This window comes from Niallia circulans (genome assembly GCF_003726095.1).
Classification (GTDB): domain Bacteria; phylum Bacillota; class Bacilli; order Bacillales; family Cytobacillaceae; genus Niallia; species Niallia circulans_A.
In genome coordinates this window covers 2524751-2549999 of the sequence record NZ_CP026031.1, presented here as the reverse complement: position 1 = coordinate 2549999, position 25249 = coordinate 2524751, and the positions used below count along the sequence as shown (strand labels likewise).

Genomic DNA, 25249 nt, shown 5'->3' with positions numbered 1-25249 from the left:
AATCAAAATTGAGCAAAAAAATTGTCAACGCATAAATGGATAATAAATCAGTGAGAACAGATAGTGAAATAGATAAAAGTTTCACATCTTTATTTTATCTAAAACCAATTATTTCTAAAAAAAATTTATGTTAATATTAATATAACTCTTGAAACAGTTTAATTTTATATATATTTATTAATGCTTTAATTTTTGCACACATCATAGGTATATAGAATTATTTTTTTTGCAATTTTACACAATTATTATAAGTAGAGAATGGAGTTAGTTTAATGTTTTTAGATAAAAATACCATTACAGAAATTTTAAGGTACATTTATGATTATTCTTGTACAAATGGTTATCCGCCTACCCAAAAAGAAATAGGGGATCAGATTGGAGTATTAGCACCTTCAAGTGTACACAAACATTTAAATTATTTAATAAAACATGAATTTATCAAAAAAAACCCTTCGAAAATGAGGACTATTATTTCTAGAAATTTAGCTATATAAGGCGATAGCCCAGTCCAAAAGAGGGACATTCGCATAGAAAATAGAGAAAAGAAATAAGTCTAAAATGAGAGTGGAGGTAATGTTGAAGAATGTATGGATACCCTTATCAGTATCAATATCCACAACAAGATTCAAGAGCCTGGTTTGCAGCACCCTTTGTGGGTGGTTTATTAGGAGGAGTAATAGGAGGAGCTTTAGTTAGACCAAGACCATTTTATGGTCCTGTCCCATACGGCCCTGTTCCGTTTGGTCCAGCTCCGTTTGCTCCGGGACCATATGGACCGTATCCTTATTACTAAAAAATTCATCAGCTGGATGGAAGAATAGCTGTTTTTGGTAAAAAGGTACAATTCATTATATAGCAATGCTTGCAAGGATTATAATCTTGACACAAAGCATTTAAGAAAAATAAAATTCACTTATTCTTTATCGGATTATTTCAGGCAGTATGATATACCGCCTGAAATAATCTTTTATGAACAATTTAAAAATGCTAACGCCATCTCAATTGAACAGATAAGAAGCAGCAATAGGGTGGTTTATTTTTATGGTCGAAATTTAATGTGATCCCATCAGGAGTATAGGCTACTGTAGGGGTTTCTTTTACACCAATTGACTTAATTAATTGCTCTACTGTTTCCGTTTTAGATAATTGAGCGGCATTCATGAGATTTTTGGAAAAGTCAGGAGAGTTAGCTAACTTTTTTAAACAGGTTTCTACATCAGGCAATAAAGATAGGGTATCCTTAGCAGAGTCGATGAGTTTAGAAGGATTCGCTTCTGGGAGTTCTCGAAAATAGAGAGGATAATGAAGATATGGGTGGAATGCTGCTAAAGTAGGGATTTTACGATGATAATATCGAGCGTGGTACATAGTAGCCATTCCTTTCATGCATAATCTTATTTCTTATATACTATTCCTTATCAAGGGAATTTATGAATAAGAAAAAGACTTGAAATCACAAAAGGAAAAAAGATCCTGTTTGGATATCAAGTCTTTAAAGTGTGCAGAACTTTAAGATGTTTTGTTTAATACTAAAACTTATTACGGTGTTCGATTAGATCAATTGTTCCTAAGACGACATGTGCTAGTCCAAATCCAAAGACTGTATTGGAAATCATGGAATCGACTTTACGATTTTTCTTCATGGCAATGCCGGCAGTTGTAACGGCTGTTCCAAGAACAGTAGGGATTAATCCTTCACGTATATTTTTCATTTTATTGTACTCCTGTTCTGTATTAGTCCAATGACAGGACAGGAATATTATTTGCTTTTGTTTGAAAGCTTATCCTGCATTACATTGGGTCTGCAGGGAAATGATGGTTTTATTTGCTTTTCGCAGCAGCGTCTCTCGCTTCTTTTAAATCATCTCTTATCGTTTCATCTGCCATTGGTATTTTTCTGTTATAAGCAGAGCGAATAATAAGTTGTCCCGCAACTGGAGATGTTAAGAAAATAAAGGCGATTGCAAGAATTAAACGAGAATTAAAAATTTGTTCCGACTGAAAAAAATAGAGACAAGCACCAAGAAGGATAAACATGACTCCTAGCGTTGCGGATTTAGACGCTGCGTGACTTCTTGTATACACATCTGGTAATCTTAATACGCCAATGCTTGCAACTAGACTTAATAAGGATCCTAAGAGAATAAGAATGGCTATAATAATGCTAATGATTGTCTCGGTCATTTTCGATTATTACTCCTTTCTCCAGATACTTAGAAAAAGCTACCGTACCAATAAAGGCTAAAATACCAATGAGAAGAATAACTTCCAAAAAGGCCGAAGTTTTTAACACTATTGATAAAATAGCAGTAATCGCAACAAGGTTGATTCCGATAGCATCTAGAGCGACTACTCTATCGGGAGTAGAAGGTCCCTTTACGACTCGATAAATAAATAAAATCGTCGAGATAGAAACAATAAATAAAGATATATGCATAATGGTCTGGAACATCAAATACTCACCTCTTGTATGGCTTTTTCAAAGCTATTTTTAATACTGCTGATAGCGGCCTCTTTATCGCTAATATCCATTGCATGAATATATAGGATTTTATTATCTTCTGAAATATCCACTACAAGCGTTCCAGGTGTGAGCGTGATAAGATTACAAAGTATCGTTATTTCCCAGTCTTTCCTTAAATCGGTTTCTAGGGCAAAAATACCCGGCGTTACTTTTAACCTTGGCCGAAGAATGATTTTTAACACAGCGATATTGGAAAGTACTAATTCTCTTAGAAAAATACCTAAAAGTTTAAATATAGAAACAACTCGATATAAATAAAACTTATCGGAGAAAAATCTTCTTGTAATAAATATAAGAATCAATCCGATAATAAACCCGATTAGAAACGTATCTGGAGCGAAGGAGCCTTTCAGAAACATCCAAATAAAACTGATTACAAAATTTAATAATAATTGAAATGCCATTGTCATCACTCCTTTAATACGGCATGGATATAGTTTTCCGGTTGCAATAAACTTTCAACAGCGAGTGAAATATATGGTGAGATCATCTCTGTGCCAATTCCGATTAGACAGGAAAGAAGGACTAGTATACACCCGGGTAGTAAAAGTGTTTTTATAGACTTTATAGTAATATTATCTGATTCCTCTCCCCAAAAACCTTTAACAAATATCTTGATAACAGATAGTAATACGAGGAGACTCGATAGCACAACAATAAAACTTCCCATATAATTCCTTTCTTCAAAGGCTCCTTGAATAATGAGTAATTTACCAATAAATCCACTTAATGGCGGAATACCTGCAAGGCTAAGTGCGGCAAGAAAGAAGGTCCAAGTCAGTAAAGGGTATTTCTTCATCAAGCCACTCATATATTTTAAATTGCTAGTTCCAGTAATATAAATCATGATTCCAATTAATAGAAACAGCGCTCCTTTAATAATCATGTCATGTAAAAGGTAGAAAATCGCTCCATTTAAGGAAGTGCTATTAAAAATAGAGAATCCATACAAGATAACACCAATTGCCGTAACGATATTATAAATAATAATTTTTTTGACATCATTATAGGCAATTGCTCCAATTGCTCCTAAAATAATGGTTAGAAGAGACAGGATGCCTAATAATGTAAAGACATAAGAATCCTCATAGAAGAAGAGGGAGTACGTCCGGGCAATCGAATAAACTCCAACTTTTGTTAATAACGCTCCAAATAATGCAAGTATCGGTATGGGAGCGGCATAATAAGATCCTGGAAGCCAGAAAAATAACGGGAAGAGAGCCCCTTTTAATCCAAAGACGATTAAGAACAGGACAGCTATGACCGTTAATATGCCTGATCCACCCACTTCACTGATTCGCTCTGAAATAGACGCCATGTTTAAAGTTCCAACAACAGAATAAAAATAGGCAACGGCAATAACGAAGAGTGCGGAAGCGACAACATTTACAATAATATATTTTACTGTTTCTCTTAATTGAATTTTTGTATTTCCAAGAACAAGTAGTACATAGGAAGCCATTAACATTACTTCAAAAAATACAAACAAGTTAAAGATATCGCCAGTTGAAAACGCACCAATAACACCAACTAAGAGAAATTGAATCATAGCGTAATAAAAGTAATTTTCTCTTTCTCTATCGATTCCCTTAAAGGAGTAGAGGATACAACAAAAGGCGATTATATTTGTTGTTAACACAAGAAGTGCTGATACCATATCTGCTACAATCGTTATCCCAAACGGAGCATCCCAATTACTTAAATTTACTGTTTGAATTCCCTCATTTTTGATTTTATCTATCATAAATAGCACAATTATAATCGAAACACTAGTGCTCAATAAGGAAATAATCCGTTGTAAGATGGTCTTCTTATAAAAGAAAATCAAAATGATTCCTGTGAGTAAAGGAATTAAAATTGGAAATAGAATTAAGTTACTCATGCTTTTTCCCTCTCAATTTCTCCAAATTATCAGTCCCTAATTCTTGATAAGTTCTGTAGGCAAGTACTAATAAGAAGGAAGTGACACCAAAGCTAATAACAATCGCAGTTAATATTAATGCTTGGGGTAACGGGTCAGAATAACTGTCAGCATGCTGCCCTAAGAGTGGCGCAGCACCTTTCTTTAAGCCACCCATCGTTAATATTAGTAAATGAACCCCATGGCTAAGAAGGCCAGTTCCGATAATAATGCGCAATAGACTCTTAGAAAGAATTAAATACGTCGCACACATAAATAAAATGCCGATAATGAATGCCATTAAGAATTCCATTAGTCATCCTCTCCAATCGTTTGAATAATGGTCATTGTAACTCCTACTACTACTAAGAAAACCCCAAGATCAAACAGTGCAGCAGTGTGAAGGGACGTTTCTCCTAATAAAGGCAAGTGAGCATGTTTATTAAAAAAGTGCGTTAAAAATGGTTTGTCATTTAATACGCCAATCATTCCTGTTAAAGTGCTTATCAGCAATCCTATTGCAGTAACATAGATAAAATTAACCGGAAAGATTTTCTTTACTACTTTTAAATCATAAGCTATCAGCAATAGAACTATTGCTCCACTTGCCATTAATCCACCGATAAAGCCTCCGCCTGGCGTATAGTGACCAGCAAAAAAGAGATCAACTGCATAGAGGAGTATTAAAAAAACAATGACTTTTGTAATGGTTTGTAAAACTAAATTATTTATTTTCATTTTTCTTTCCTCCCATTCTCAAAGTGATCATCGAATAAATACCAATAGCAGCAATAGCTAGTACTGTAATTTCAAAAAGTGTATCAAAACCCCTGAAATCCACTAAGATAACATTTACCATGTTTTCTCCTGCCGCTTTTGTATACGTATTCTCCACATAAAATTGAGAAATGGAATCGAATAGTTTCGTGCTATAGGAGGCAATCGCAATGATCATCACTACGAGTCCAACTAGTACAGAAATGATTGCATTGGATAATTTGAAAGGAATACTTTCCTTTTTTCTAGCATTTCTAGGTAAATGGTAAAAACACAATAAGAATAAAGCAACGGAAACTGTTTCAATAACTAATTGTGTTAAAGCAAGATCAGGTGCGCGAAATACTACGTAAAATAATGATACGGTATATCCGACTGCTCCTAAAAGAATAATAGAAGTCAAACGAGATTTAGCGAATAATATAGCGATGGTGGAAATCACCAGAACAAGCGACAGCACGACTTCATATCCACCAATTGGTGCTAGTCGGGAAGTGTTTATTGTAAAGCCATCCTTTATAAATAGAGTGTAAGAAAGGATTAGAATAAAGAAAGAAAAGATATAAATGAGATAGGTACGCAAGGAACCTGTCATATATCTGTTTGTCAGCTTGTTAAATCCATTTTCTGTTTCGCCAAATAACCAATCATATATTCGATTCCAAATAACAGGAATGGCTTGATAGATAACAGACCATTTTCCTACAGTTAAATAGAGAATTATTCCAAACACAATGACCCCAATCGTCATAAATAACTCAGGTTCAAATCCATGCCAGTGATAGATATGCAGATCATAAACGCCTCCGCCATAAATAGATGTAATAGCAGGAGAAAGAATGGTATTGGTTAGAAGCCCAGGAAATAATCCAAATATGACAACAAGGGATACTAAGATAATGGGTGAAATAAGCATACCCATTGGTGCTTCATGTGGTTTAGCCGATAATTTTTCTGGTTGGTATTTTCCAGTGAAAGTCTTAAATACAAGAATCATGCTATAAACAAATGTAAAGATACTGCCGACCCATGCAATGACAGGTAATAGAACTCCCCACGTATCTAGGTTAAACATTTGGAAGTCAAGAATATTTAACATACTTGCAAAGAACATCTCTTTGCTCAGAAATCCATTAAATGGCGGGATACCAGCCATAGACAGCGAGCCAATTAATGCGATAGCAAATGTGATTGGCATAATCTTCATCAGGCCGCCTAAACGACGAATATCTCTTGTCCCAGTTTCATGATCAACAATTCCAACCATCATAAACAAACTTCCTTTAAAGGTTGCATGGTTGACAAGATGGAAGATTGCAGCAGCTGTGGCAATGTAATAAACACTTTCATTGTCATAGTGGACACCAGCAGCTCCAATCCCTAGTAAAGACATAATCATTCCGAGCTGACTGATTGTTGAGTATGCTAGAAGACCTTTTAAGTCTACTTGTTTTATTGCCATAAAAGATCCATATATTAGAGTAACAATCCCGACAAGTGATACAATCCACAGCCAATAACCAGACACTGCAAAGACAGGACTTAAACGGGCCACAAGATATATACCAGCTTTAACCATTGTAGCGGAATGCAAATAACTGCTGACAGGTGTTGGAGCTTCCATTGCATCAGGCAGCCAAATATGGAATGGAAATTGGGCAGATTTTGTAAATGCACCAAGTAAGATACAAATCATCCCTAAAATAAATAATGGATGAGACATAATAGAATCTTGTTGAACAGAAGTAATTATTTCTGAAATAGTAAAGGATCCGGTCATTAGGTAAAGTAGAACAATTCCTGCTAATAAGGAAAGACCACCAAATACGGTAACAACCATTGATTTGATTGCGCCATATCGCGAGTTACTTCGATTATTCCAAAAACCTATTAAAAGAAACGAAGAAATACTGGTAATTTCCCAGAACATATAAAGCACAATGAGATTATCAGATAAGACAACACCGAGCATTGCTCCCATGAATAATAGAAGATATACATAGAAATGATTGACCTTCTCTTTGTTTTTATCCAAATAATAAATGGAATAGAGAATAACAAGAGAACCGATTCCAGTTATTAATAATGCAAATAGCATGCCGAGACCGTCTAATTTTACGGCAAAATCAATTCCTAGTGATGGAATCCATGGGATTGATTCTACTTTTGTATGTAAATTTGAGGTTGTCCCAATGTTTCGGCAAAAATAAATAAACAATAGCAAAGGAAGTGGAAGAACAAACCATCCAGTATGTATTTTTTTCATAAATTTAAATGTGATAGGTATTAATAGGGTGTATAAAAATGGTGCAAGTACAACCCAGTGAAGTATAGACAATTTAACCCCTCCTTAATCTTTTCTAAATAAACGCTTGAAAATGACTGAACATGTTAAAGTATAACGCAAAAAAAAACGCTCTGCATACAGGAAACAAGAAATTAAGTTAAGGATCAACCTTTCTATTAAATAGGTAGAAACATGGTCTAAAATAGGAAAAATTTTTTTATTTTTTTGTGTAAAACACCCACCTTTTTGCTCAAACTAATGGTGAGGTGGTATATACATGCATTTAAAAACAAAGGTCTATATTTCCATATGTCTATTTTCTCTAGGTCTTTTTGTTGGAATTTTATTGGACAACTTCCAAAAAAGAGAGTTTTATTCACTGGAGGAACTTCTTTTCATAGAAGAGACAAACTCTCCTTTTTTTGATGAAACGATGATTCCTTTTCAACCAAGAGAATATATCAGGATAATCGCAGAAGAATAATGCAGCGAAAAGGGACAGCCGTTTATTAATGGTTGTTCTTTTTTTATGTTCTGCAGTAGAAGGAAAAATATGTGTAAGGGGAAAACTTGTTTATTTCGTAAATATCCAAATGGAAGCAGTCTTTCGTATTCCCAAACTATATTTAAAAAGGAGAGCCATCCTGTAGTTTTTTACGTTGCATTTCTGCATAGAATCAATAAATGGATCTGATAAATTAATGAAAAAAAATAAAGATAAAATACAGAAAATTAAAAAGGTTAAGTGATATTCTGTTATAATATAGATATATATAAAACAGCTAGCTTATCGAGATGAATAGAAGGAAGAACGGTTTAGACAGGATGATTCATGTGAAATATCGATAAAAAAGAAGGTGAAAGAATGGAAAAGCAACAGTATTTATTTATTGACTTTGAATTCACCATGCCAGAGAAAAGTAGTAAGTTTAAGGGGTTTTATCCAGAAATTATTGAGGTTGGTATAGTAGCCGTTGTTGGTGATACCATAAGGGAACAGTTTTCTTCATATGTAGTACCCCGTAAGTTTTCAACCCTTTCAAGGAGATGCAAATCTTTTCTACATATTTCACAAGAACAAGTAAATAACGGGATATCTTTATACGATCTAATGAAAAAGCTTGAGGCAATTTGTAACGGATACCAAAATATTATTGTTACATGGGGAAACATGGATATGAAAGTGCTAAAGGATAATTGTCATAAAGCACAACTTCCCTTTATACTATCTTGTAAAGAAGTTGATTTATCGATGGAATATAAGCGGTTTTTTGGTGATAAAAACCAAACAGGCTTATGGAAAGCAGTTAGGGAATATGGCAGAGAGGGAACTGGGAAACATCATCGTGCTTTAGATGATGCCTTAACCACTTATCATATTTTTAAACTCGTTGAGCAAGATAAGAAGTACTTGGGGAAATCTAATCAACCAACCATTGGAGACTTAATTGATATGTCTAAATTATTTAATAAGTTTGCATAAAAAAGACGAAGAATACATTCCTCGTCTTTTTTGTTATTTTCATCTAAACGATTTTATAGTATTCTGCATTAAGTATTTCCAAGTTTTTTAAACTTTGAATAGCGAAAGCAGAATCATCTTCTTGAAGCTCTTTACGCATTTTTTCGATAGCAGTTTGTAGAGAATCATTATAAGAAGGAATGGAGTCTTCTTTATATAGCTTGACCATTTTCTTTGGAGCATTCATCTGTTCTCGGTAAGAAAGGGCTTTTCTTTCATGGAAAATATCAACTATGGCCTCTTTTGGCTGATGCAAATCTCCTTGCATCGGATGCTTTAAGACCGCAAGAACCCGTACTAAATAACTTTGAGGACGAATCTCTGTAATTTCCCCGATGTATTTTCCAGTTTTATAAAAGGCGGTGACGATGGAACCGATAGCTAGTTCTGACAATCTAATCCCTCCAGATTTTCTTTCCTTTTATAGTATCATAAAGGCTATAGTTTGATAAACGAGAATAACTGCATAATAAGGAGTCTTTTTTCAAATATTAATACCAAACCGTCCATGGAGGAAAAAAGATGAAAAAACTGAGTTTATTAGTGCTGATAACCATTTTCCTAACCGGCTGTGCGGAGGGGGAAGTGACAAAAGCAGAGGTAGAAATGTTTAATGATGTGGGAGACTCTTTAGGAACAATTAAATTGCAGGAGCAGGCTGACGGAGTAAAATTATCTTTAAACTTAAAAGGTCTAACTCCAGGAATCCATGGTATTCATATACATGAAACAAATAAATGTGATGCTCCAGATTTTCAATCGGCAGGCAATCACTTTAATCCAGATAATAAAGAACATGGTTTACTTCACCCAGAAGGTGCCCATGCGGGTGATTTACCTAATATCTTGGTAAAGGAAGATGGAACTGCAAAAGCTGAGCTAATGGCACCACAAGTAACCCTTAGAGATGGAAAAAATTCATTATTCAGCAAAAAAGGGACTTCAATCGTTATTACCGAACAACAAGATGACGGAATGACTCAACCTGCAGGGGATTCAGGCGAAAGAATCGCATGTGGACCGATTAAAAAGAAATAATACTAGAAAAAAACAGGCGACTTTTGGAGTCTCCTGTTTTTTTTTTCATTGATTCATTTTTCAGGTGCTGGAACAAAACGAAAAATTGTTCTGGGATTTTTGAGATTGAATGTTTATTTTTTTACGAAAAAGAATCTTAGTCGCCTTGTCTTACTGAAATGTTTGTACGAGAATAAAAATATTCAAAGCGACAATTAAAATAGCCATAACCCAAGAAATAACTGTAATCCATTTTGTATTGACCAGGTTTCCCATAATACGTTTTGAACTAGTAAACATTATTAATGGAATAAGAGCAAAACCAATTCCAAATGATAAGATTACTTGACTTATTACTAGTGCAGTTGTTGGATTAATACCTAATGCAATGACAGCAATAGGGGGCACCATTGTAATAAATCTTCTTACGTATAATGGAATGCGAAAATGAATAAATCCCTGCATAATCACATCTCCAGACATCGTTCCAACAGATGAACTGGATAATCCAGCAATTAATAAACCTAGGCCAAATAAAGTAGCTGAAATTGGATTTACTAACTGTCCGAAATAGTTAAAAGCTACATCTAAATCTTCCACAAATAATCCATTTTTATGGAATAATGCACTAGAGACGATAAGCATTGCTCCATTAATAAATCCTGCAATCAACATGGCAATAAGGATATCGATAAATTCAAAGCGGAAAATTTGCTTTTTTTCTTTATCCGTTTCCCCAACAATTCTATTTTGTGTTAATGCAGAGTGTAAGTAAATTGCATGTGGCATTACTGTAGCTCCAAGGATACCAGCAGCTAAAATTACGCTATCTAATCCATCAAATTGTGGAGTGAATAACCCGTGTAATAAAGATGGAACATCTGGCTTCGCAAAGAACATTTGTACAATAAAAGAAAGGACAACAATAAAAAGCATCCCAGTAATTCCTGCTTCTAGAGAACGGTATCCCCGTCTTTGTAATTCAAGAATGGCAAAAGATCCAACAGCAGCAATCAGACTAGCTTCCAGTAAAGGAATACCAAAAAGAAGATAAATACCAAGTGCTGCACCAATAAACTCTGCTAAATCTGTTGCCATAATGACAAGCTCACCTTGTATCCACAAACCGATAGACACAGGCTTGGGAAATTCCTCTCGAGCTACCTCTGCTAAATTTTTACCAGTAGCAATACCTAATTTTGCTGATAAGGATTGAATAATTAACGCCATTATATTTGAAAAAAGAATAACCCATAATAATAAGTACCCATATTTTGATCCAGCAGCAATATTTGTTGCGAAGTTTCCTGGATCAATGTAGGCAATTGCCGCAATGAATGCTGGTCCTAAAAAAGGAAGGATTCTTTTCCAGCCTTTAACTTCCTCGCTAAACACACTTTTTGCTGATTTAGAATGATTTTTTTCTAAAGATCGATTTCTGTCCATTTTTCTCACCTAATTTTGCTTTGGTTTAAAAAGTTTCGTTAATGCAACTTTTATATAAAAGATATTCCTAAATTAGAAAATTGTCAATCTATTTGTGTTAATTAATTTATAGGGAATTTTGTCAATTTGATTAGAGCATTAGTTGAGGAAGAATGGGAGTGTAGAAGAAAGTATATAAAAATACCTAGCTGAGTCACCAGCTAGGTATTATAAGCTATTATTTTACTTCTTGTGCACCAGTTACTTCGCCATCTATTACAGCAGAAGATTTAAATGCATCACTTTTGTAATAAACATTACCGTCAACTTTTGCAGTAGCATCAACAGTAAACCCATTAGCTTCTACATAAACATCACCAACAAATGTACCACCTTGGATTTTGAAATTTTCACTTTGGACAGTCATTTTAGGAGCTGTTAAAGTGAAGGAATCAATAATATTATGGTCTTCATCTTGTGTATAAAGAGCAAGTTTACGATAGATTGGATTAGCAGCATCATTTTTATCGTGGAATTCACCAGCTACTAAGATATCACTGTCTACTTTTAAATCTTGAAGTGTTGCAACAATCCAAGTTCCATCAGCACTTAATGCTTTCACTAGTGGATCTGCTTCATTTACGATGGAAGCCGTTGTTACTACATCAGCTGATTGCTCTGCTTTTTTCTCTTCTTTCTTTGGTTCTGTGTCTGTATTTCCACAAGCAGTTAAAAGTGCTCCTGCTAAGATGGAAGCTAGTAAAACTTTTGGTGTAATTTTCATGATCAGTTCCCCCTATAATCTTCTTTATGTTGTATTGTGAATGGATTCACAATACAACATTATATTAACACACAGTTCACTGTTGTAGAGGGGAGAGGTGTGACTAATTTGTGAAAGAAATATGGTGAATATGTGACTTTATTTTAATAATCAGAAAATTAACAAAGGACCTTTTCTTCCATTAGTTACTCGTTTTGCATAAAAAAAGAGCGAGGTTTGTTGGGGGGAAATTCCCAACAAACCTCGCTAACTGCAAAATCAGTTTCTTAATTCATCCACTCTGGTTTACCGAAGCCTTTGAATTCCTTATCAATTACTTTTTCGAATTCTGCTGACTCAACAGCAGCTTTTATATCTTTAGCGAAAGGAGCGTCGATATCTTTCGTATTAACAACAACACGGTTACGATATTGATCAAGCATATTTTCTAGTTTTAGTGCGTCTAATAAGTTCATTTTTGCTGCTAGGGCGAAGTTGCCTGGTACAGCGGATAAATCTACACTGTCAACTGCACGAGGTAATTGAGCCGCTTCAATTGTTTCAAATTTTAGATTTTTTATATTCTTTGTCACATTTTTTTCAGATACAGTAAGTGGATCGGCAGCTTGATCAATTTCAATTAAACCTGCTTCTTCTAAAATTAAGAAAGCACGCGCCGCATTGGTCGGATCGTTAGGGATAGCAATTGTTGATCCATCTGCAATTTCTTCTAAACTTTTAAATTTATTGGAATAAATACCCATTGGTGCAGTTGGAACAGAAATTAGTTCAGATAACTTTATGTTATTTTGTTGAGCAAAAGATTCCATATAAATTTTATGTTGGAATAGATTCGCATCAATACTACCGTCGGCTAGTGCTTTATTTGGCTGCACATAATCTGTAAACTCTGTAACTTCTACTTTATAGCCTTTCTCTTCCAAAATAGGTTTAATAGCCTTTTTAACCATGTCTGCATAGGGACCAGAAGTTGCACCAATATTAATTTCCTTTTTCTCTCCTGTATCTGCATTGTTTTTGTCTTGTCCGCAAGCACTAAGTACAGTAAATGATAATAATAATAGAATTCCTATAAGTATTTTTTTCATTGTCTTTTCCTCCTATTAACTTAAAGTGATTATTAACGCTTATCCAATGTCTTGGATATTTTATCCCCAAAGAATTGAATGATTTGAACCAAGCAAATGAGAACAACGACAGTCGTAATCATGACAGTATTATCATAGCGATAATAGCCATATTGAATGGCAAGATCACCTACACCGCCGCCGCCGACTATTCCAGCCATAGCAGAATAGGCAATTAAATTGATAATGGTAATAGTGATTCCTTGAATAATTCCAGGTCTTGCTTCTGGTATCAAGACTTGCCAGATAATCATCCATGGGGATGCACCGATAGCGACAGAAGCTTCAATAACTCCTTTATCAATTTCGCGAAATGCTTGTTCCACTATTCTCGCAAAAAAAGGAATCGCAGCAACAGATAGGGAAACAGAAGCAGCAGTAGGACCAATCGTTGTGTTAGTAATCCATTTTGCCAATGGTAAAAGGGCGATTAGTAAGATAATGAAAGGGATAGACCGCACCATGTTTACAACAAAGCCTACCGTGTTTTTTAATAGTGTGTTTTCGAGAAACAATCCTTTATCTGTTACAAATAAGAGGATTCCGATCGGTAAACCCACAATAATAGCCACAACAATAGAAATGCCAACCATATATAAGGTTTCAAAAAACGCTGAATTTAAGTCAGGAAGTAACTCGATCAAATAATTCCAATCCAGACTAAGAGGCATGATATATCACCTCCACATTTTGGGTGCGATCTTTAATATACTGTATCGCTTTTACAATTTCATTTTCTTCCCCTGTTAATTCCATGATAAAAATACCAAGGGGATTATTTTGAATATATTCGATTTTTCCATGAAGTATATTTCCCTTCACCTGATAGTGCTGAAAGGCGTCCGAGATAATTCCCTCTTCCGCGATGGCACCTTGAAAGGTAACCTTAATGATTTTCCCTTTTCTTTCTTCTAATAGGTGGTTAGGTAATTCAAATTGAAGAATGCTATTTACAAAGTTTTTAGTAAGCTCCTGTTTTGGGTTTGCAAACATATCGTAAACTGAACCTTCTTCCACTACCTTCCCTGCTTCCATGACAGCCATTCGATCACAAATATCTTTTACAACCTCCATTTCATGGGTGATTAGAACGATGGTTAAACCAAGTTCCTTATTAATTTTTTTTAATAACGCAAGAATGGATTTTGTTGTAGTTGGATCAAGTGCAGACGTTGCTTCATCACAAAGAAGCACGGTTGGATTATTTGCAAGGGCTCTAGCGATTCCCACTCTTTGCTTTTGTCCTCCACTTAATTGGGCAGGAAAGACATCTTTCTTATCTGCCAGCCCCACCATATCAAGCAACTCTAATACCCGTTTATGTATTTTCTTAGAAGGTAAATTAGCTGCTTTAAGAGCAAAAGCAATATTTTCATATACCGTTTTACTACTAACAAGGTAAAAATGTTGAAAAATCATGCCGATTTTTAAGCGAGCGGCTCTTAATTGCTTTTGATTTAACTTTGTTAAAGAAATATTATCGATGATAATTTCTCCACTGGTGGGCTTTTCTAATAAATTTAGACAGCGAAGCAGAGAGCTTTTACCAGCTCCGCTATAGCCGACAATTCCAAATATTTCGCCTTTTTTAATTGATAAAGAAACATGGTCAACACCAATAACTTGTTCTTTTTTTGTTTTATATATTTTGACCAAATCATTTACTTGTATCATTAGAAAATACTATCCCCCTTTGCTAAAAACGCAATATTTTGTAACATTATTTTAAAACCTTTATCAGTTAAGATTGGCGAAAATTCCTTTCGTTAAGTCTGGGAAATAAAAAAAACTTCTTTCATTTTGAAAGAAGTATCGTATTAATTATACCGATCTTATCTTTCAGAATAAGTCATTCTGCAGGAGTTAGCACCTTCCTTTAGGAAAGGAGGTTGCTGGATGTCATCGGGCCTGTTCCCTCAATCTCTCTTGATAAGTAATTATGGAATTTTCACTAAATGAATAATAAAGCTAAAATACTGAATTGTCAATAAAAATTTACCTTTTTAAATGGTGAGAATGGAGGGGGTGCTCTTTATTTCTGTTATCTTCTTCAGAAGGAAATATGATAGAATGGTTTTTGAACAAATGGAACGAAAGGTGACAACGGATGAATAGTCAGGAAATTAATTTTGAATGTGTGCGTTTATTAAATGAATGGGACCCATTTTCAATAGGAGAGGGCAATTACGATACTGAAATTGCGGATATTCTTCAAGCGATGCATGATGTTGATTTGGAAGATGATCTGGCAGCTTCTATCCAAGCTATCTTTGAATTTTCTTTTGAAGAAAAACTCCCTTTAGAGGATTGCATGGCAATCTCGCGTAAACTTTTATCGCTAAAACGAAACAGTTCTTGCTCTTTTTAGAGAGTCAAATAAATTTTTTCTTTATATAGAAAATACAGCAAATAAATTGCATACAAATTTGCTGTTGAAAAATGAAATTAGTACATTAAATTTAGTGATAATTTGATATAATGAGAATATTTAAAAGGCGAGCAGGAGGATGGACATGAAATTAACAAATAAAGAAATTGAAATTGCAGAAATTCTAGAAAAAGATGCAAGGATTTCTGATGAAGATATAGCTAAGATGATTGGGGAAGATTTAGAAAAGACAAAAGAAATGATTGCCAAATTAGAAGAAGTAAATGTAGTGGTACGTTATACATCTATAGTAGATTGGTCAAAAGTGGAAGGTCATGAAGGCGTAACTGCAATGATTGACGTTAAAGTAACACCTAAAAGAGGGGTAGGCTTTGACGAGGTTGCTCAAAGAATTTATCGCTTTAAAGAAGTTAAATCATTATATTTAATGTCCGGAGCATATGATTTATCAGTTATTATTGAAGGCAAATCGATGAATGAAGTAGCGAGATTTGTTTCGGAAAAACTTTCTACATTGGATTCAGTTATCTCAACAACGACTCATTTTATTTTAAAACAATATAAGCATGATGGAACAATATTTGAACCATCGGATGAAGACAAAAGAATTGTGGTGTCACCGTAATGAAACAAACAAAAAGTTATATTGCACAAAAGGTTGAGGAAATGAAACCATCTGGAATACGCAGATTTTTTGATTTAGCATCCGGTATGGAAGGAGTTATTTCCCTTGGGGTAGGAGAGCCAGATTTTGTTACCTCTTGGTCAACAAGAGAGGCAGCGATTTTATCACTAGAGCAAGGGTATACCTCTTATACGGCGAATCCAGGCTTAATCGAGCTTCGAGAGGAAATTAGTCATTATATGCAAAAAAGATTTGCGGTATCCTATAAGCCATCTTCAGAAATCATTGTAACTGTTGGAGCTAGTCAGGCAATCGATATCGCTTTACGAGCCATTCTGAACCAAGGAGAAGAGGTTATTGTTGTTGAACCATGCTTCGTTTCTTATGCACCGTTAGTAACGCTTGCAGGAGGGGTTCCAATTGCGGTTCAAAGCTTAAAGGAGAATGATTTTAAAATCAAGCCTTTTCAATTAGAAGAAGTAATTACGGAACGAACAAAAGCCATTATGATTTGTTCGCCGAATAATCCTACGGGATCCACACTTTCTCAAGAAGAGCTTGCAGCAATTGTGGCAGTAGCAGAAAAGCATGACTTGCTTATTCTTTCCGATGAAATATACGCAGAGCTTTGCTATGATGATGAATATACAAGTACAGCAGCAATAGAGGGAGCGTGGAAACGTACTATTCTCCTTTCTGGTTTTTCAAAAGGATTTGCCATGACTGGCTGGAGACTAGGGTTTGTTTGTGGACCAGAGGAATTAATTCAAGCAATGCTCAAGATTCATCAATATAGTTTAATGTGTGCACCAACGATGGCTCAATATGCGGGACTAGAAGCATTGAGAAGTGGTGAAAACGATGTGGAAGAAATGAAGAAAAGCTACCGGCGCAGAAGGAATTTTATCGTTCAATCTTTAAATGATATGGGGTTAACTTGTCATATTCCTGGTGGAGCTTTTTATGCGTTTCCTAATATAACAGCAACAAAAATGAATGCTGAGACATTCGCAGAAAGACTGCTGATGGAAGAAAAAGTAGCAGTTGTTCCAGGAAGTGTATTTGGTGAAAGTGGCGAAGGACACGTTCGTTGTTCCTATGCTACATCATTGCAACAATTACAAGAAGCTATGAAACGAATGAAGTGTTTTGTCGAAAAATATTCTAAATAGAGGCTAAAAGAGGTGTTTCGAATAGATGGGAATCCCATCCTTTCAAATGCCTCTTTCTTATTTAAGCAGGTTCGTAAAAGTCATAGTTTAAGCAAAAGATTAACGGGAATTATAACAGTGAAATAAATCCTTTTGTAAATATGGCGATATTGTGATATAATCTTATAATGCATATAAAAGGAAAATTAATATAAACAATTAGGAGTGTTCTCATGTCAGATAAAATTGAAGTTGGAAGTGTTATTAAAGGAAAGGTAACAGGTATTCAACCTTACGGTGCGTTTGTTTCTTTAGACGAAAATACACAAGGTTTAGTTCATATTTCAGAAGTAACCCATGGTTATGTAAAAGATATTAATGAGTTTTTAAAAGTTGGCGATGAAGTGAACGTTAAAGTTCTTTCCATTGACGAAAATGCTGGTAAAATTGGTCTTTCTATCCGTGCAACAGAAGAAGCACCAGCACAACCAGAAGCTGCTAAAGCAAAAAAACCTCGTCCTAAACGTCAAACAGCTGCTGTAGTTGAAACAGAAAACGTACAAGGATTTAATACGTTAAAAGATAAATTACAAGAGTGGATTGATCAATCTAACCGCGACGATTTAATTAAAAAATAATTTCTTATAAAGGGCTGTCCGATGTGAATTACACATAGGGCAGCCTTTTTTGCGTTTTCATAGGGAGAACTAATGTGGCTAAGTTAGGGTTTATTATGCCAAGAATGAATTTTTAGAAAATACAAATAAGATTCTATCCATCCGTAGAAAAATCAGCTAAAGTGAATAGTATAGATATTTACTTACATTATACATTAAATTGGAAAGGATGATTGAATGGTACATGAAGTTAATAAATCTATCTCACTAATGGAGCAGTCGGAGAAATATGGAGCAAAAAACTATAATCCACTGCCAATTGTCATTTCAGAAGCAGAAGGTGTCTGGATTACTGATCCTGAAGGAAATAAATATATGGATATGCTAAGTGCTTATTCAGCATTAAACCAAGGTCATCGCCATCCTAAAATAATTCAAGCATTGAAGAGACAAGCGGATCGTGTAACCTTGACTTCTCGAGCTTTTCATCATGATCAATTAGGTCCCTGGTATGAAAAGATTAGCTCTCTAACCAAAAAAGAGATGATCCTCCCGATGAATACAGGTGCTGAAGCCGTAGAAACTGCTATCAAAGCAGCAAGAAGATGGGGATATGACCGTAAAGGAATAGAAAAGGACAAAGCAGAACTCATTGTGTGTGAGGGGAATTTTCATGGAAGAACATTGGGAGCCGTTTCTCTTTCCTCTGATGAAGAATATAAACGCGGATTTGGACCATTGTTACCGGGGGTTAAAACGATTCCCTATGGAGATATTGATCAATTACAAGAAGCAATTACAGTAAATACAGCGGCATTTATTGTAGAACCAATTCAGGGGGAGGCTGGTATTATCATTCCACCTCAAGGTTTTATGGAAGAAGCCTATCAACTATGTAAGGCTAATAATGTTTTGTTTATTGCCGATGAAATTCAAACAGGACTGTCAAGAACAGGTAAATTATTTGCGAGTGAGTGGTACGGTATTGTGCCAGATATGTATATTTTAGGAAAAGCGCTTGGAGGAGGAGTCTTTCCTATTTCAGGTGTTGTGGCAGATAAAGATGTATTAGGTGTTTTTAATCCAGGCTCTCATGGATCAACCTTTGGAGGAAATCCAATGGCGTGCGCTGTATCAATTGCAGCTATAGATGTAATCATAGAAGAGGATTTGACCAATCGTTCGGCGCAATTAGGCGAATACTTTCTTCAAAAGTTATCGGAAATAACAAATCCAATTATAAAAGAAATACGGGGAAGAGGATTGTTTATAGGGGTTGAATTAAAGGTTGAGGCTAGAGCTTATTGTGAAAAATTAAAAGAAGTAGGATTGTTATGCAAAGAAACCCATGATTCTGTCATTCGCTTTGCTCCACCATTAACGATTACGAAGGAAGAGTTAGATTGGGCGATAGAGCGTATAAAGCAAGTATTAAATGAGGATAGCCCAGGGCTAAACTAAATAAATAACTCTAAAAAAAATCATTCCTTACAAAAAAGCCAAACAATCAGCAAGTGGAATTGTTCGGCTTTATTTTTGTTTATCCATTTTTATCTATCTAGCTGTCTTTGGCATAGACTCCCTTTCAGCAGCGGAAAAGGGTTTAAATAATAAACCAAGGTTTATTAAACCTGCAATTCCGACTAAACCGTAAATAATACGAGAAATAACGGATCCTTGGCCGCCAAATAGTGTTGCCACTAAATCAAATTGAAAGAAGCCTATTAATCCCCAATTTATTGCTCCTATAATCGTTAATATTAATGCAATTCTTTGGATTACGCTCATTTTATGTCCTCCTTAAAAATATAGTGGAAATCTTTCTTATTTTTAGTAGAATTCACGAAAGTATACATTTAGAAAAATAAACGAATAATGAATGATGGAGAAAACATATACTATTTGCCAGCACTAAGCTCAATCCTTTGATTTTCTTGTAAGTTTGATTAATAATAATCGTACAATTAGTATTTTTTTTACTAATGTAAAAACAGAATGGGAGGCATTCATTTGGAAAACTTTATTTTTTATAACCCGACAAAACTTATTTTTGGTAAAGGGCAATTGGCACAATTAAAAGATCAACTAGCTTCCTATGGCAAAAAAATCCTCTTAGTGTACGGAGGAGGAAGTATTAAAAGAAACGGTCTATATGATAATGTAATGACCATCTTAAAGGAAAATGGAAAAGAAGTATTTGAACTATCTGGTGTAGAGCCAAATCCTCGATTAACTACTGTACAACGTGGAGTTGATATATGCAAGACAGAAGGAATTGATTTCATTTTAGCAGTTGGTGGAGGAAGTGTTATTGACTGTACCAAGGCCATTGCCGCAGGAGCTAAATTTGATGGGAACCCTTGGGAATTCATCACGAAAAAAGCAGCGCCTAAAGCAGCGTTACCGTTTGGAACAGTTTTAACACTTGCGGCAACTGGTTCTGAAATGAACTCTGGCTCTGTTATTACTAATTGGGAAACACAAGAGAAAGTTGGCTGGGGTAGTCCATTTACATTTCCGGTATTTTCTATTTTAGATCCCGAAAATACATATACAGTTCCTAAAGATCAAACAATATATGGAATCGTGGATATGATGTCACATGTGTTTGAACATTATTTCCATTTAGAAGAACACACAGAATTACAAGATTATATGTGTGAATCTGTATTGAAAACGGTCATAGAGTTTGGTCCTAAACTTGTAAATGACTTAGAAAATTATGAATATCGTGCTGCGATATTATATTGTGGAACGATGGCTCTTAATGGTATGCTCAATATGGGATATCGTGGTGATTGGGCTACCCACAACATTGAACATGCAGTTTCTGCAGTATATGATATTCCCCATGGTGGAGGACTTGCTATTCTTTTCCCTAATTGGATGAAGCATAATTTAGCTGTAAAACCAGAACGCTTTAAGCAATTAGCTGTTCGCGTATTTGGAGTAGATCCAGAAGGAAAAACAGCGGAAGAAGCTGGTCTAGAAGGAATTGAGAAATTACGTGCATTCTGGAATGAGCTAGGTGCACCTTCTCGTTTAGCTGATTACGACATTGATGATAGTAAACTGGAGTTAATGGTTGAAAAAGCAATGACGAATGGTGGATTTGGCCAATTTAAAATGTTAGATGCAGAGGATGTTTTAGCAATTTATAAAGCATCATTATAAAAATGCAGAAAGACGAGCAAACAGTTCGTATGTTTGTTCGTCTTTCTGCAATAGAGAAGAAATGGAATAATTGGTGAATAAATTTAAAAAAAATAGTTTGTATCCGTTTTCATACCGAGTTCTTTCTTGATTACTTTTTCTACTTCCGATAAAGTGGAAGAGGAGTATAAATTAAATATATTGGAGGATCATTTATGACACACGTTCGTTTTGATTACTCAAAGGCATTAAGTTTCTTTGGAGAGCACGAAATTACATATTTAGAAGATGCAGTTAAAGTTGCCCATCATTCCTTGCATGAAAAAACTGGACAAGGAAGTGATTTTTTAGGATGGATTGATCTACCTGTAGATTATGATAAAGAAGAATTTGCGCGAATTCAAAAAGCAGCAGAAAAAATTAAAAGCGACTCAGAGGTTTTACTTGTAATCGGTATTGGTGGTTCTTACCTAGGAGCACGTGCTGCAATTGAAATGTTAAATCATAGCTTCTATAATTCTTTATCAAAAGAAAAGAGACAAACACCACAAATTATCTTTATTGGAAAAGATATTAGTTCCACTTATATGAGTGATGTAATTGACTTCCTTGGAGATAAAGATTTCTCTATTAATGTTATTTCTAAGTCTGGAACAACTACAGAGCCGGCGATTGCTTTCCGTATTTTCCGTAAATTACTGGAACAAAAGTACGGAGTAGAAGAAGCGAGAAAGAGAATTTATGCTACTACTGATAAAGCAAGAGGAGCTTTAAAAACTCTAGCTACAGAAGAGGGCTATGAATCATTTATTATCCCAGATGATGTTGGTGGACGCTATTCTGTTTTAACACCAGTTGGTTTATTACCAATCGCTGTCAGCGGCGCTGATATTACAGCAATGATGGAAGGGGCAGCAGCAGCTAGAACAGATTTCGGTACATCTGAATTAAAAAATAACATTGCCTATCAATATGCTGCAGTTCGTAACGTTCTTTATAACAAAGGAAAAACAATTGAAATGTTAATTAACTACGAGCCAGGATTGCAATACTTCTCTGAGTGGTGGAAGCAATTGTTTGGCGAAAGTGAAGGGAAAGACCAAAAAGGTATTTATCCTTCTTCAGCTAACTTCTCAACCGACCTTCACTCCTTAGGACAATATGTGCAGGAAGGCCGTCGCGATATTTTTGAAACAATTGTTAAAGTTGACAAACCGCGTCATGAATTAGTTATCGAAGCAGAAGAAAATGACTTAGACGGACTAAATTACTTAGCTGGACAAACTGTTGATTTTGTTAATAATAAAGCATTTGAAGGTACGTTACTTGCACATACAGATGGCGGTGTGCCAAATCTAGTTGTAACAATACCAGAAATGAATGAATATACATTTGGATATCTTGTGTATTTCTTCGAAAAAGCTTGTGCGATAAGTGGATATTTATTAGGCGTAAATCCATTTGATCAACCAGGGGTTGAAGCATATAAAGTAAATATGTTTGCTTTACTAGGTAAACCTGGCTTTGAAGAGAAAAAAGCAGAGTTAGAAAGTCGTTTATAAGTTAGAATAGATTGAGCTGTCGATATACTCGTATTTGAGTATTCGACAGCTTTTTTATTTACTCTTTTTAAACCACAGGCTCTGCCTGTGTGAAAATAAAACTTGTAGAGTCGTATTAGAAAAAAACTCCAATCGTTATAATAGAAGATGGCCGTCAAACCAACTTCAAATAACGAGAGGAGTTCTGCTCATGTCGAGCGACAATAGTTTATCACATACAAGATGGAATTGTAAGTATCATATCGTATTTATTCCCAAATACAGAAGGAAAGTAGTATATGGGAAATTAAGAAAAGATATAGGTGCTATATTGAGAAAACTATGTGAAATGAAAGATGTAGAAATAATGGAAGCACATGCCATGCCAGATCATATACACATGCTGGTAAAAATACCACCGAAAATGTCTGTTTCGTATTTCATGGGATATTTAAAAGGTAAAAGTTCATTGATGATCCATGATAGACATGCAAATTTAAAATATAATCATGGAAATCGAACGTTTTGGGCGAAAGGATATTACGTAAGTACGGTTGGATTAAACGAAAAAACAATTGCAAAGTATATACGAGAGCAAGAAGCAGAGGACCGTTTGCGAGATAATATGAGCAAACGAGAATACGTCGATCCATTTAAAGATAAGTAGGGAGAGTAAACGGTTGGCGGTCAATTTAGAGGTCCCTTTAGGGGCTTCGTTGGTAAAGTGCCCTTATAGGGCGAAATTAAAACCGCCGGTTCTACCGGCGGATACTTACTTTTTCTTTGAATTTTAGGAAAATATACAACTCTATTCATTTTTAATCCAAGATGTTTAAAGGTTTTGAGAGAGGTTAAATAAAGAGAAAGGGGTAATAGAAGGAGGAAATAGGAATGCTTGTTGAAAAAGAACAATTATTGATTAAATCATTACAGGAATGCATGATTGTTTGTAATCATTGCTTAAATGAATGCTTAGCGGAAGAGCGGGTAGCACCAATGCTTGATTGTATTCATATGAATAGGGAATGTATTCAATTTTGTAGTTACTTAGAGCAGGCAATCATTAGAAAATCTCCATATGCAAAGGAATTTGCAGAAATTTGCCTTTCTGTTTGTGAGGATTGCGCAAATGAATGTAAGAAACACGACCATCGTCATTGTCATTATTGTGCAGAAATTTGTAAAGAATGTATAGAAGCATGTAAAACATTTTTAGAATCATAGTAGGTTGTTATAAAGGCTTGTTTGAAGAGAGGGAAAATTGGTTTTTCGAGGGGGCAGCTCGAAATAAACTTATGCGAGCGACTGCCTCGAAAAACCATAATTTTAAAAGAAGAATTTTTCTTCTCCGCTTTCATGACTACTTTCTGTACTCATCAGCTAACTAGGTTTCTAAGTAATAATTATTAACTCATCCTTTTCTTCAAACTCAAATGAAGGCTTTGGATTTAGATAACTAGTGCCCCCACGTTTGACTCCTAATAGTAATTTACCCTCTGCTAATAAAAAATTGTTTAAAGTCAGATAATCAACTAATTCTTCCTGAATATTTTTCAAAGGAATAAACTGAAGCTTTTTATCCTTCAATTGATGCAAAAGTTCTAAAAATGCAATCATCGTATCTTGTGAATTTAAGCTGTTGTGCATAACAAAGCTCGTAAGGCTGTTTGTTTCAATTATCTCATCGGCACCAGCTCTTTTAGCATTTTGTATTTGTTCAGCAGTAAGTATTTCAACGATGCACGGTACTTTTGCGTTTAGTCCTTTAATAGCAAGTAAAGTCAAAATAGAGTGCATATCTGCTTGTAATTCTTCTTTGGTTTGATCAGCTGTTAAGATGACCTTACTAGCAGTCATGATATTCGCTTTCAACAGGACATGATCTAAATTAGAATTTCCTTTTACGAAATGAATAGTTTCTGGAACTGGATTTGTTGCTAAGGACTCATCGATTAAAGTGATCGGAATCTTTTCGCGATCTTTAATGATGGAATGAATGATTAGTTTGGACCGTTCATTCCAGCCGACAATTATCAAGTGGTTTTGTCCTCTATAAGTGGTTTTCCCTTCCAAATATGCGTTTTGTTTAGCTACTGCTGCTGTTGCCAATGTTACTAAATAGGTAGAGAGAAATCCTACTCCTGTTAAGATTAATAGCATGCCGGTTATTCTCCCAATAACGGTAATAGGTGCATAATCCCCGTATCCAACGGTAGAGGTAGTAATAATAGCCCACCAAATTCCTTCAAATAAAGTGGGAAATGTTTCTGGTTCAACTAATGTGATAAAGCAACCGAATAGGATAATAATAGTTAGGGAAATCGATAAAACACGAATACTTAATGGTAATCTTAAAAATCTTGAAAGGATAGAATTAGGCAAAGTAAACACCTCCTATTAGTTGTTATCC

At 35.0% G+C, this 25249-nt stretch carries 31 protein-coding genes and 1 riboswitch; of the genes, 14 read left to right on the top strand and 17 right to left on the bottom strand.

Annotated features, from left to right (window positions below):
* Positions 1-272 precede the first annotated feature (272 nt).
* A complete protein-coding gene (locus C2I06_RS12455) occupies positions 273-494 on the top strand; it encodes a LexA family protein (protein WP_095330542.1) in 222 nt (73 codons plus the stop codon).
* 89 nt (positions 495-583) lie between these two features.
* Positions 584-793 (top strand): hypothetical protein, encoded by a 210-nt coding sequence (locus C2I06_RS12450; protein WP_095330544.1) that lies wholly within the window; start codon positions 584-586, stop codon positions 791-793.
* Between the two features lie 194 nt (positions 794-987).
* Here the strand turns inward: C2I06_RS12450 and C2I06_RS12445 are convergent, their stop codons facing one another.
* The 9 genes from C2I06_RS12445 to C2I06_RS12405 all read right to left on the bottom strand — a co-directional run bounded on the left by C2I06_RS12445 (position 988) and on the right by C2I06_RS12405 (position 7539).
* Complete coding sequence (locus C2I06_RS12445; RefSeq protein WP_095330546.1) at positions 988-1368, bottom strand: YuzC family spore coat inner layer protein; 381 nt, start codon at positions 1366-1368, stop codon at positions 988-990.
* A 161-nt stretch (positions 1369-1529) separates the two neighbouring features.
* Positions 1530-1712 (bottom strand): asparagine synthase, encoded by a 183-nt coding sequence (locus C2I06_RS12440; protein ID WP_095330548.1) that lies wholly within the window; start codon positions 1710-1712, stop codon positions 1530-1532.
* 109 nt (positions 1713-1821) lie between these two features.
* Positions 1822-2184 carry a monovalent cation/H(+) antiporter subunit G gene (gene mnhG / locus C2I06_RS12435; protein WP_095330550.1) on the bottom strand — a complete coding sequence of 121 codons (363 nt, stop codon included), beginning with the start codon at positions 2182-2184 and terminating at the stop codon, positions 1822-1824.
* The gene (locus tag C2I06_RS12430) at positions 2165-2452 is read right to left on the bottom strand and encodes a Na(+)/H(+) antiporter subunit F1 (RefSeq protein WP_095330551.1); all 288 of its coding nucleotides are present in this window, start codon (positions 2450-2452) and stop codon (positions 2165-2167) included. The genes mnhG and C2I06_RS12430 overlap by 20 nt, the downstream gene beginning before the upstream one ends.
* The gene (locus C2I06_RS12425) at positions 2452-2928 is read right to left on the bottom strand and encodes a Na+/H+ antiporter subunit E (RefSeq protein WP_123258123.1); all 477 of its coding nucleotides are present in this window, start codon (positions 2926-2928) and stop codon (positions 2452-2454) included. Before C2I06_RS12425 ends, C2I06_RS12430 begins: the two co-directional genes overlap by 1 nt.
* 5 nt (positions 2929-2933) lie before the next feature.
* The gene (locus C2I06_RS12420; protein WP_095330555.1) at positions 2934-4406 is read right to left on the bottom strand and encodes a Na+/H+ antiporter subunit D; all 1473 of its coding nucleotides are present in this window, start codon (positions 4404-4406) and stop codon (positions 2934-2936) included.
* A complete protein-coding gene (locus C2I06_RS12415) occupies positions 4399-4737 on the bottom strand; it encodes a Na(+)/H(+) antiporter subunit C (RefSeq protein ID WP_047942219.1) in 339 nt (112 codons plus the stop codon). Before C2I06_RS12415 ends, C2I06_RS12420 begins: the two co-directional genes overlap by 8 nt.
* Positions 4737-5162 (bottom strand): Na(+)/H(+) antiporter subunit B, encoded by a 426-nt coding sequence (locus tag C2I06_RS12410; protein ID WP_123258122.1) that lies wholly within the window; start codon positions 5160-5162, stop codon positions 4737-4739. The genes C2I06_RS12415 and C2I06_RS12410 overlap by 1 nt, the downstream gene beginning before the upstream one ends.
* Complete coding sequence (locus C2I06_RS12405) at positions 5149-7539, bottom strand: Na+/H+ antiporter subunit A (RefSeq protein ID WP_123258121.1); 2391 nt, start codon at positions 7537-7539, stop codon at positions 5149-5151. Before C2I06_RS12405 ends, C2I06_RS12410 begins: the two co-directional genes overlap by 14 nt.
* Before the next feature lie 226 nt (positions 7540-7765).
* On the opposite strand from C2I06_RS12405, the gene C2I06_RS12400 reads away from it, so the two are divergent.
* The gene (locus C2I06_RS12400; protein WP_123258120.1) at positions 7766-7972 is read left to right on the top strand and encodes a hypothetical protein; all 207 of its coding nucleotides are present in this window, start codon (positions 7766-7768) and stop codon (positions 7970-7972) included.
* A 381-nt stretch (positions 7973-8353) separates the two neighbouring features.
* A complete protein-coding gene (gene kapD, locus C2I06_RS12395) occupies positions 8354-8971 on the top strand; it encodes a 3'-5' exonuclease KapD (RefSeq protein ID WP_047942214.1) in 618 nt (205 codons plus the stop codon).
* 43 nt (positions 8972-9014) lie between these two features.
* Here kapD and kapB read toward each other — a convergent pair whose 3' ends face one another.
* Positions 9015-9404, bottom strand: coding sequence for a kinase-associated lipoprotein KapB (gene kapB, locus C2I06_RS12390; RefSeq protein ID WP_047942213.1), 390 nt, complete (start codon positions 9402-9404; stop codon positions 9015-9017).
* 128 nt (positions 9405-9532) lie between these two features.
* Here kapB and C2I06_RS12385 point away from each other — a divergent pair, with 128 nt between their 5' ends.
* Entirely contained in the window at positions 9533-10048 is a 516-nt protein-coding gene (locus tag C2I06_RS12385; RefSeq protein WP_095330563.1) for a superoxide dismutase family protein, read from the top strand.
* A 150-nt stretch (positions 10049-10198) separates the two neighbouring features.
* On the opposite strand, the gene C2I06_RS12380 is transcribed toward C2I06_RS12385, so the two are convergent.
* From C2I06_RS12380 to C2I06_RS12360, 5 genes are all read right to left on the bottom strand, one after another.
* Positions 10199-11473: an Nramp family divalent metal transporter gene (locus C2I06_RS12380; RefSeq protein WP_095330565.1), complete on the bottom strand. Its 1275-nt coding sequence runs from the start codon at positions 11471-11473 to the stop codon at positions 10199-10201.
* Between the two features lie 217 nt (positions 11474-11690).
* Positions 11691-12236 (bottom strand): polymer-forming cytoskeletal protein, encoded by a 546-nt coding sequence (locus tag C2I06_RS12375; RefSeq protein ID WP_095330566.1) that lies wholly within the window; start codon positions 12234-12236, stop codon positions 11691-11693.
* Between the two features lie 266 nt (positions 12237-12502).
* Positions 12503-13324: a MetQ/NlpA family ABC transporter substrate-binding protein gene (locus C2I06_RS12370; RefSeq protein WP_095330568.1), complete on the bottom strand. Its 822-nt coding sequence runs from the start codon at positions 13322-13324 to the stop codon at positions 12503-12505.
* 32 nt (positions 13325-13356) lie between these two features.
* Positions 13357-14034 carry a methionine ABC transporter permease gene (locus C2I06_RS12365; RefSeq protein WP_061799039.1) on the bottom strand — a complete coding sequence of 226 codons (678 nt, stop codon included), beginning with the start codon at positions 14032-14034 and terminating at the stop codon, positions 13357-13359.
* Positions 14024-15037: a methionine ABC transporter ATP-binding protein gene (locus C2I06_RS12360; RefSeq protein ID WP_095330570.1), complete on the bottom strand. Its 1014-nt coding sequence runs from the start codon at positions 15035-15037 to the stop codon at positions 14024-14026. The genes C2I06_RS12365 and C2I06_RS12360 overlap by 11 nt, the downstream gene beginning before the upstream one ends.
* Positions 15038-15192: 155 nt before the next feature.
* Positions 15193-15299, bottom strand: a riboswitch (SAM riboswitch).
* A gap of 171 nt (positions 15300-15470) precedes the next feature.
* On the opposite strand from C2I06_RS12360, the gene C2I06_RS12355 reads away from it, so the two are divergent.
* The 5 genes from C2I06_RS12355 (at position 15471) to C2I06_RS12335 (ending at position 19606) form a co-directional block, all read left to right on the top strand.
* On the top strand, positions 15471-15731 hold the full coding sequence (locus C2I06_RS12355) for a DUF1871 family protein (protein WP_095330572.1): 261 nt from the start codon (positions 15471-15473) through the stop codon (positions 15729-15731).
* A 145-nt stretch (positions 15732-15876) separates the two neighbouring features.
* A complete protein-coding gene (locus C2I06_RS12350) occupies positions 15877-16377 on the top strand; it encodes an Lrp/AsnC family transcriptional regulator (RefSeq protein WP_123258119.1) in 501 nt (166 codons plus the stop codon).
* Positions 16377-17549 carry an aminotransferase gene (locus tag C2I06_RS12345; RefSeq protein ID WP_123258118.1) on the top strand — a complete coding sequence of 391 codons (1173 nt, stop codon included), beginning with the start codon at positions 16377-16379 and terminating at the stop codon, positions 17547-17549. The genes C2I06_RS12350 and C2I06_RS12345 overlap by 1 nt, the downstream gene beginning before the upstream one ends.
* Before the next feature lie 212 nt (positions 17550-17761).
* The gene (gene yugI, locus C2I06_RS12340; RefSeq protein ID WP_095330578.1) at positions 17762-18166 is read left to right on the top strand and encodes a S1 domain-containing post-transcriptional regulator GSP13; all 405 of its coding nucleotides are present in this window, start codon (positions 17762-17764) and stop codon (positions 18164-18166) included.
* Between the two features lie 216 nt (positions 18167-18382).
* Positions 18383-19606: an ornithine--oxo-acid transaminase gene (locus tag C2I06_RS12335; RefSeq protein ID WP_095330580.1), complete on the top strand. Its 1224-nt coding sequence runs from the start codon at positions 18383-18385 to the stop codon at positions 19604-19606.
* Between the two features lie 93 nt (positions 19607-19699).
* On the opposite strand, the gene C2I06_RS12330 is transcribed toward C2I06_RS12335, so the two are convergent.
* Entirely contained in the window at positions 19700-19933 is a 234-nt protein-coding gene (locus C2I06_RS12330; RefSeq protein WP_095330582.1) for a DUF378 domain-containing protein, read from the bottom strand.
* 222 nt (positions 19934-20155) lie between these two features.
* Here C2I06_RS12330 and C2I06_RS12325 point away from each other — a divergent pair, with 222 nt between their 5' ends.
* The 4 genes from C2I06_RS12325 (at position 20156) to C2I06_RS12310 (ending at position 24063) form a co-directional block, all read left to right on the top strand.
* Complete coding sequence (locus C2I06_RS12325; protein ID WP_095330584.1) at positions 20156-21319, top strand: iron-containing alcohol dehydrogenase; 1164 nt, start codon at positions 20156-20158, stop codon at positions 21317-21319.
* Positions 21320-21513: 194 nt separating this feature from the next.
* Positions 21514-22860 (top strand): glucose-6-phosphate isomerase, encoded by a 1347-nt coding sequence (locus C2I06_RS12320; RefSeq protein ID WP_095330586.1) that lies wholly within the window; start codon positions 21514-21516, stop codon positions 22858-22860.
* Positions 22861-23050: 190 nt separating this feature from the next.
* Positions 23051-23506, top strand: coding sequence for an IS200/IS605 family transposase (tnpA, locus tag C2I06_RS12315; protein WP_095330205.1), 456 nt, complete (start codon positions 23051-23053; stop codon positions 23504-23506).
* 224 nt (positions 23507-23730) lie between these two features.
* The gene (locus tag C2I06_RS12310) at positions 23731-24063 is read left to right on the top strand and encodes a four-helix bundle copper-binding protein (RefSeq protein WP_123258117.1); all 333 of its coding nucleotides are present in this window, start codon (positions 23731-23733) and stop codon (positions 24061-24063) included.
* 168 nt (positions 24064-24231) lie between these two features.
* Here C2I06_RS12310 and C2I06_RS12305 read toward each other — a convergent pair whose 3' ends face one another.
* Positions 24232-25221, bottom strand: coding sequence for a potassium channel family protein (locus C2I06_RS12305; protein WP_095330590.1), 990 nt, complete (start codon positions 25219-25221; stop codon positions 24232-24234).
* Positions 25222-25249: the final 28 nt, after the last annotated feature.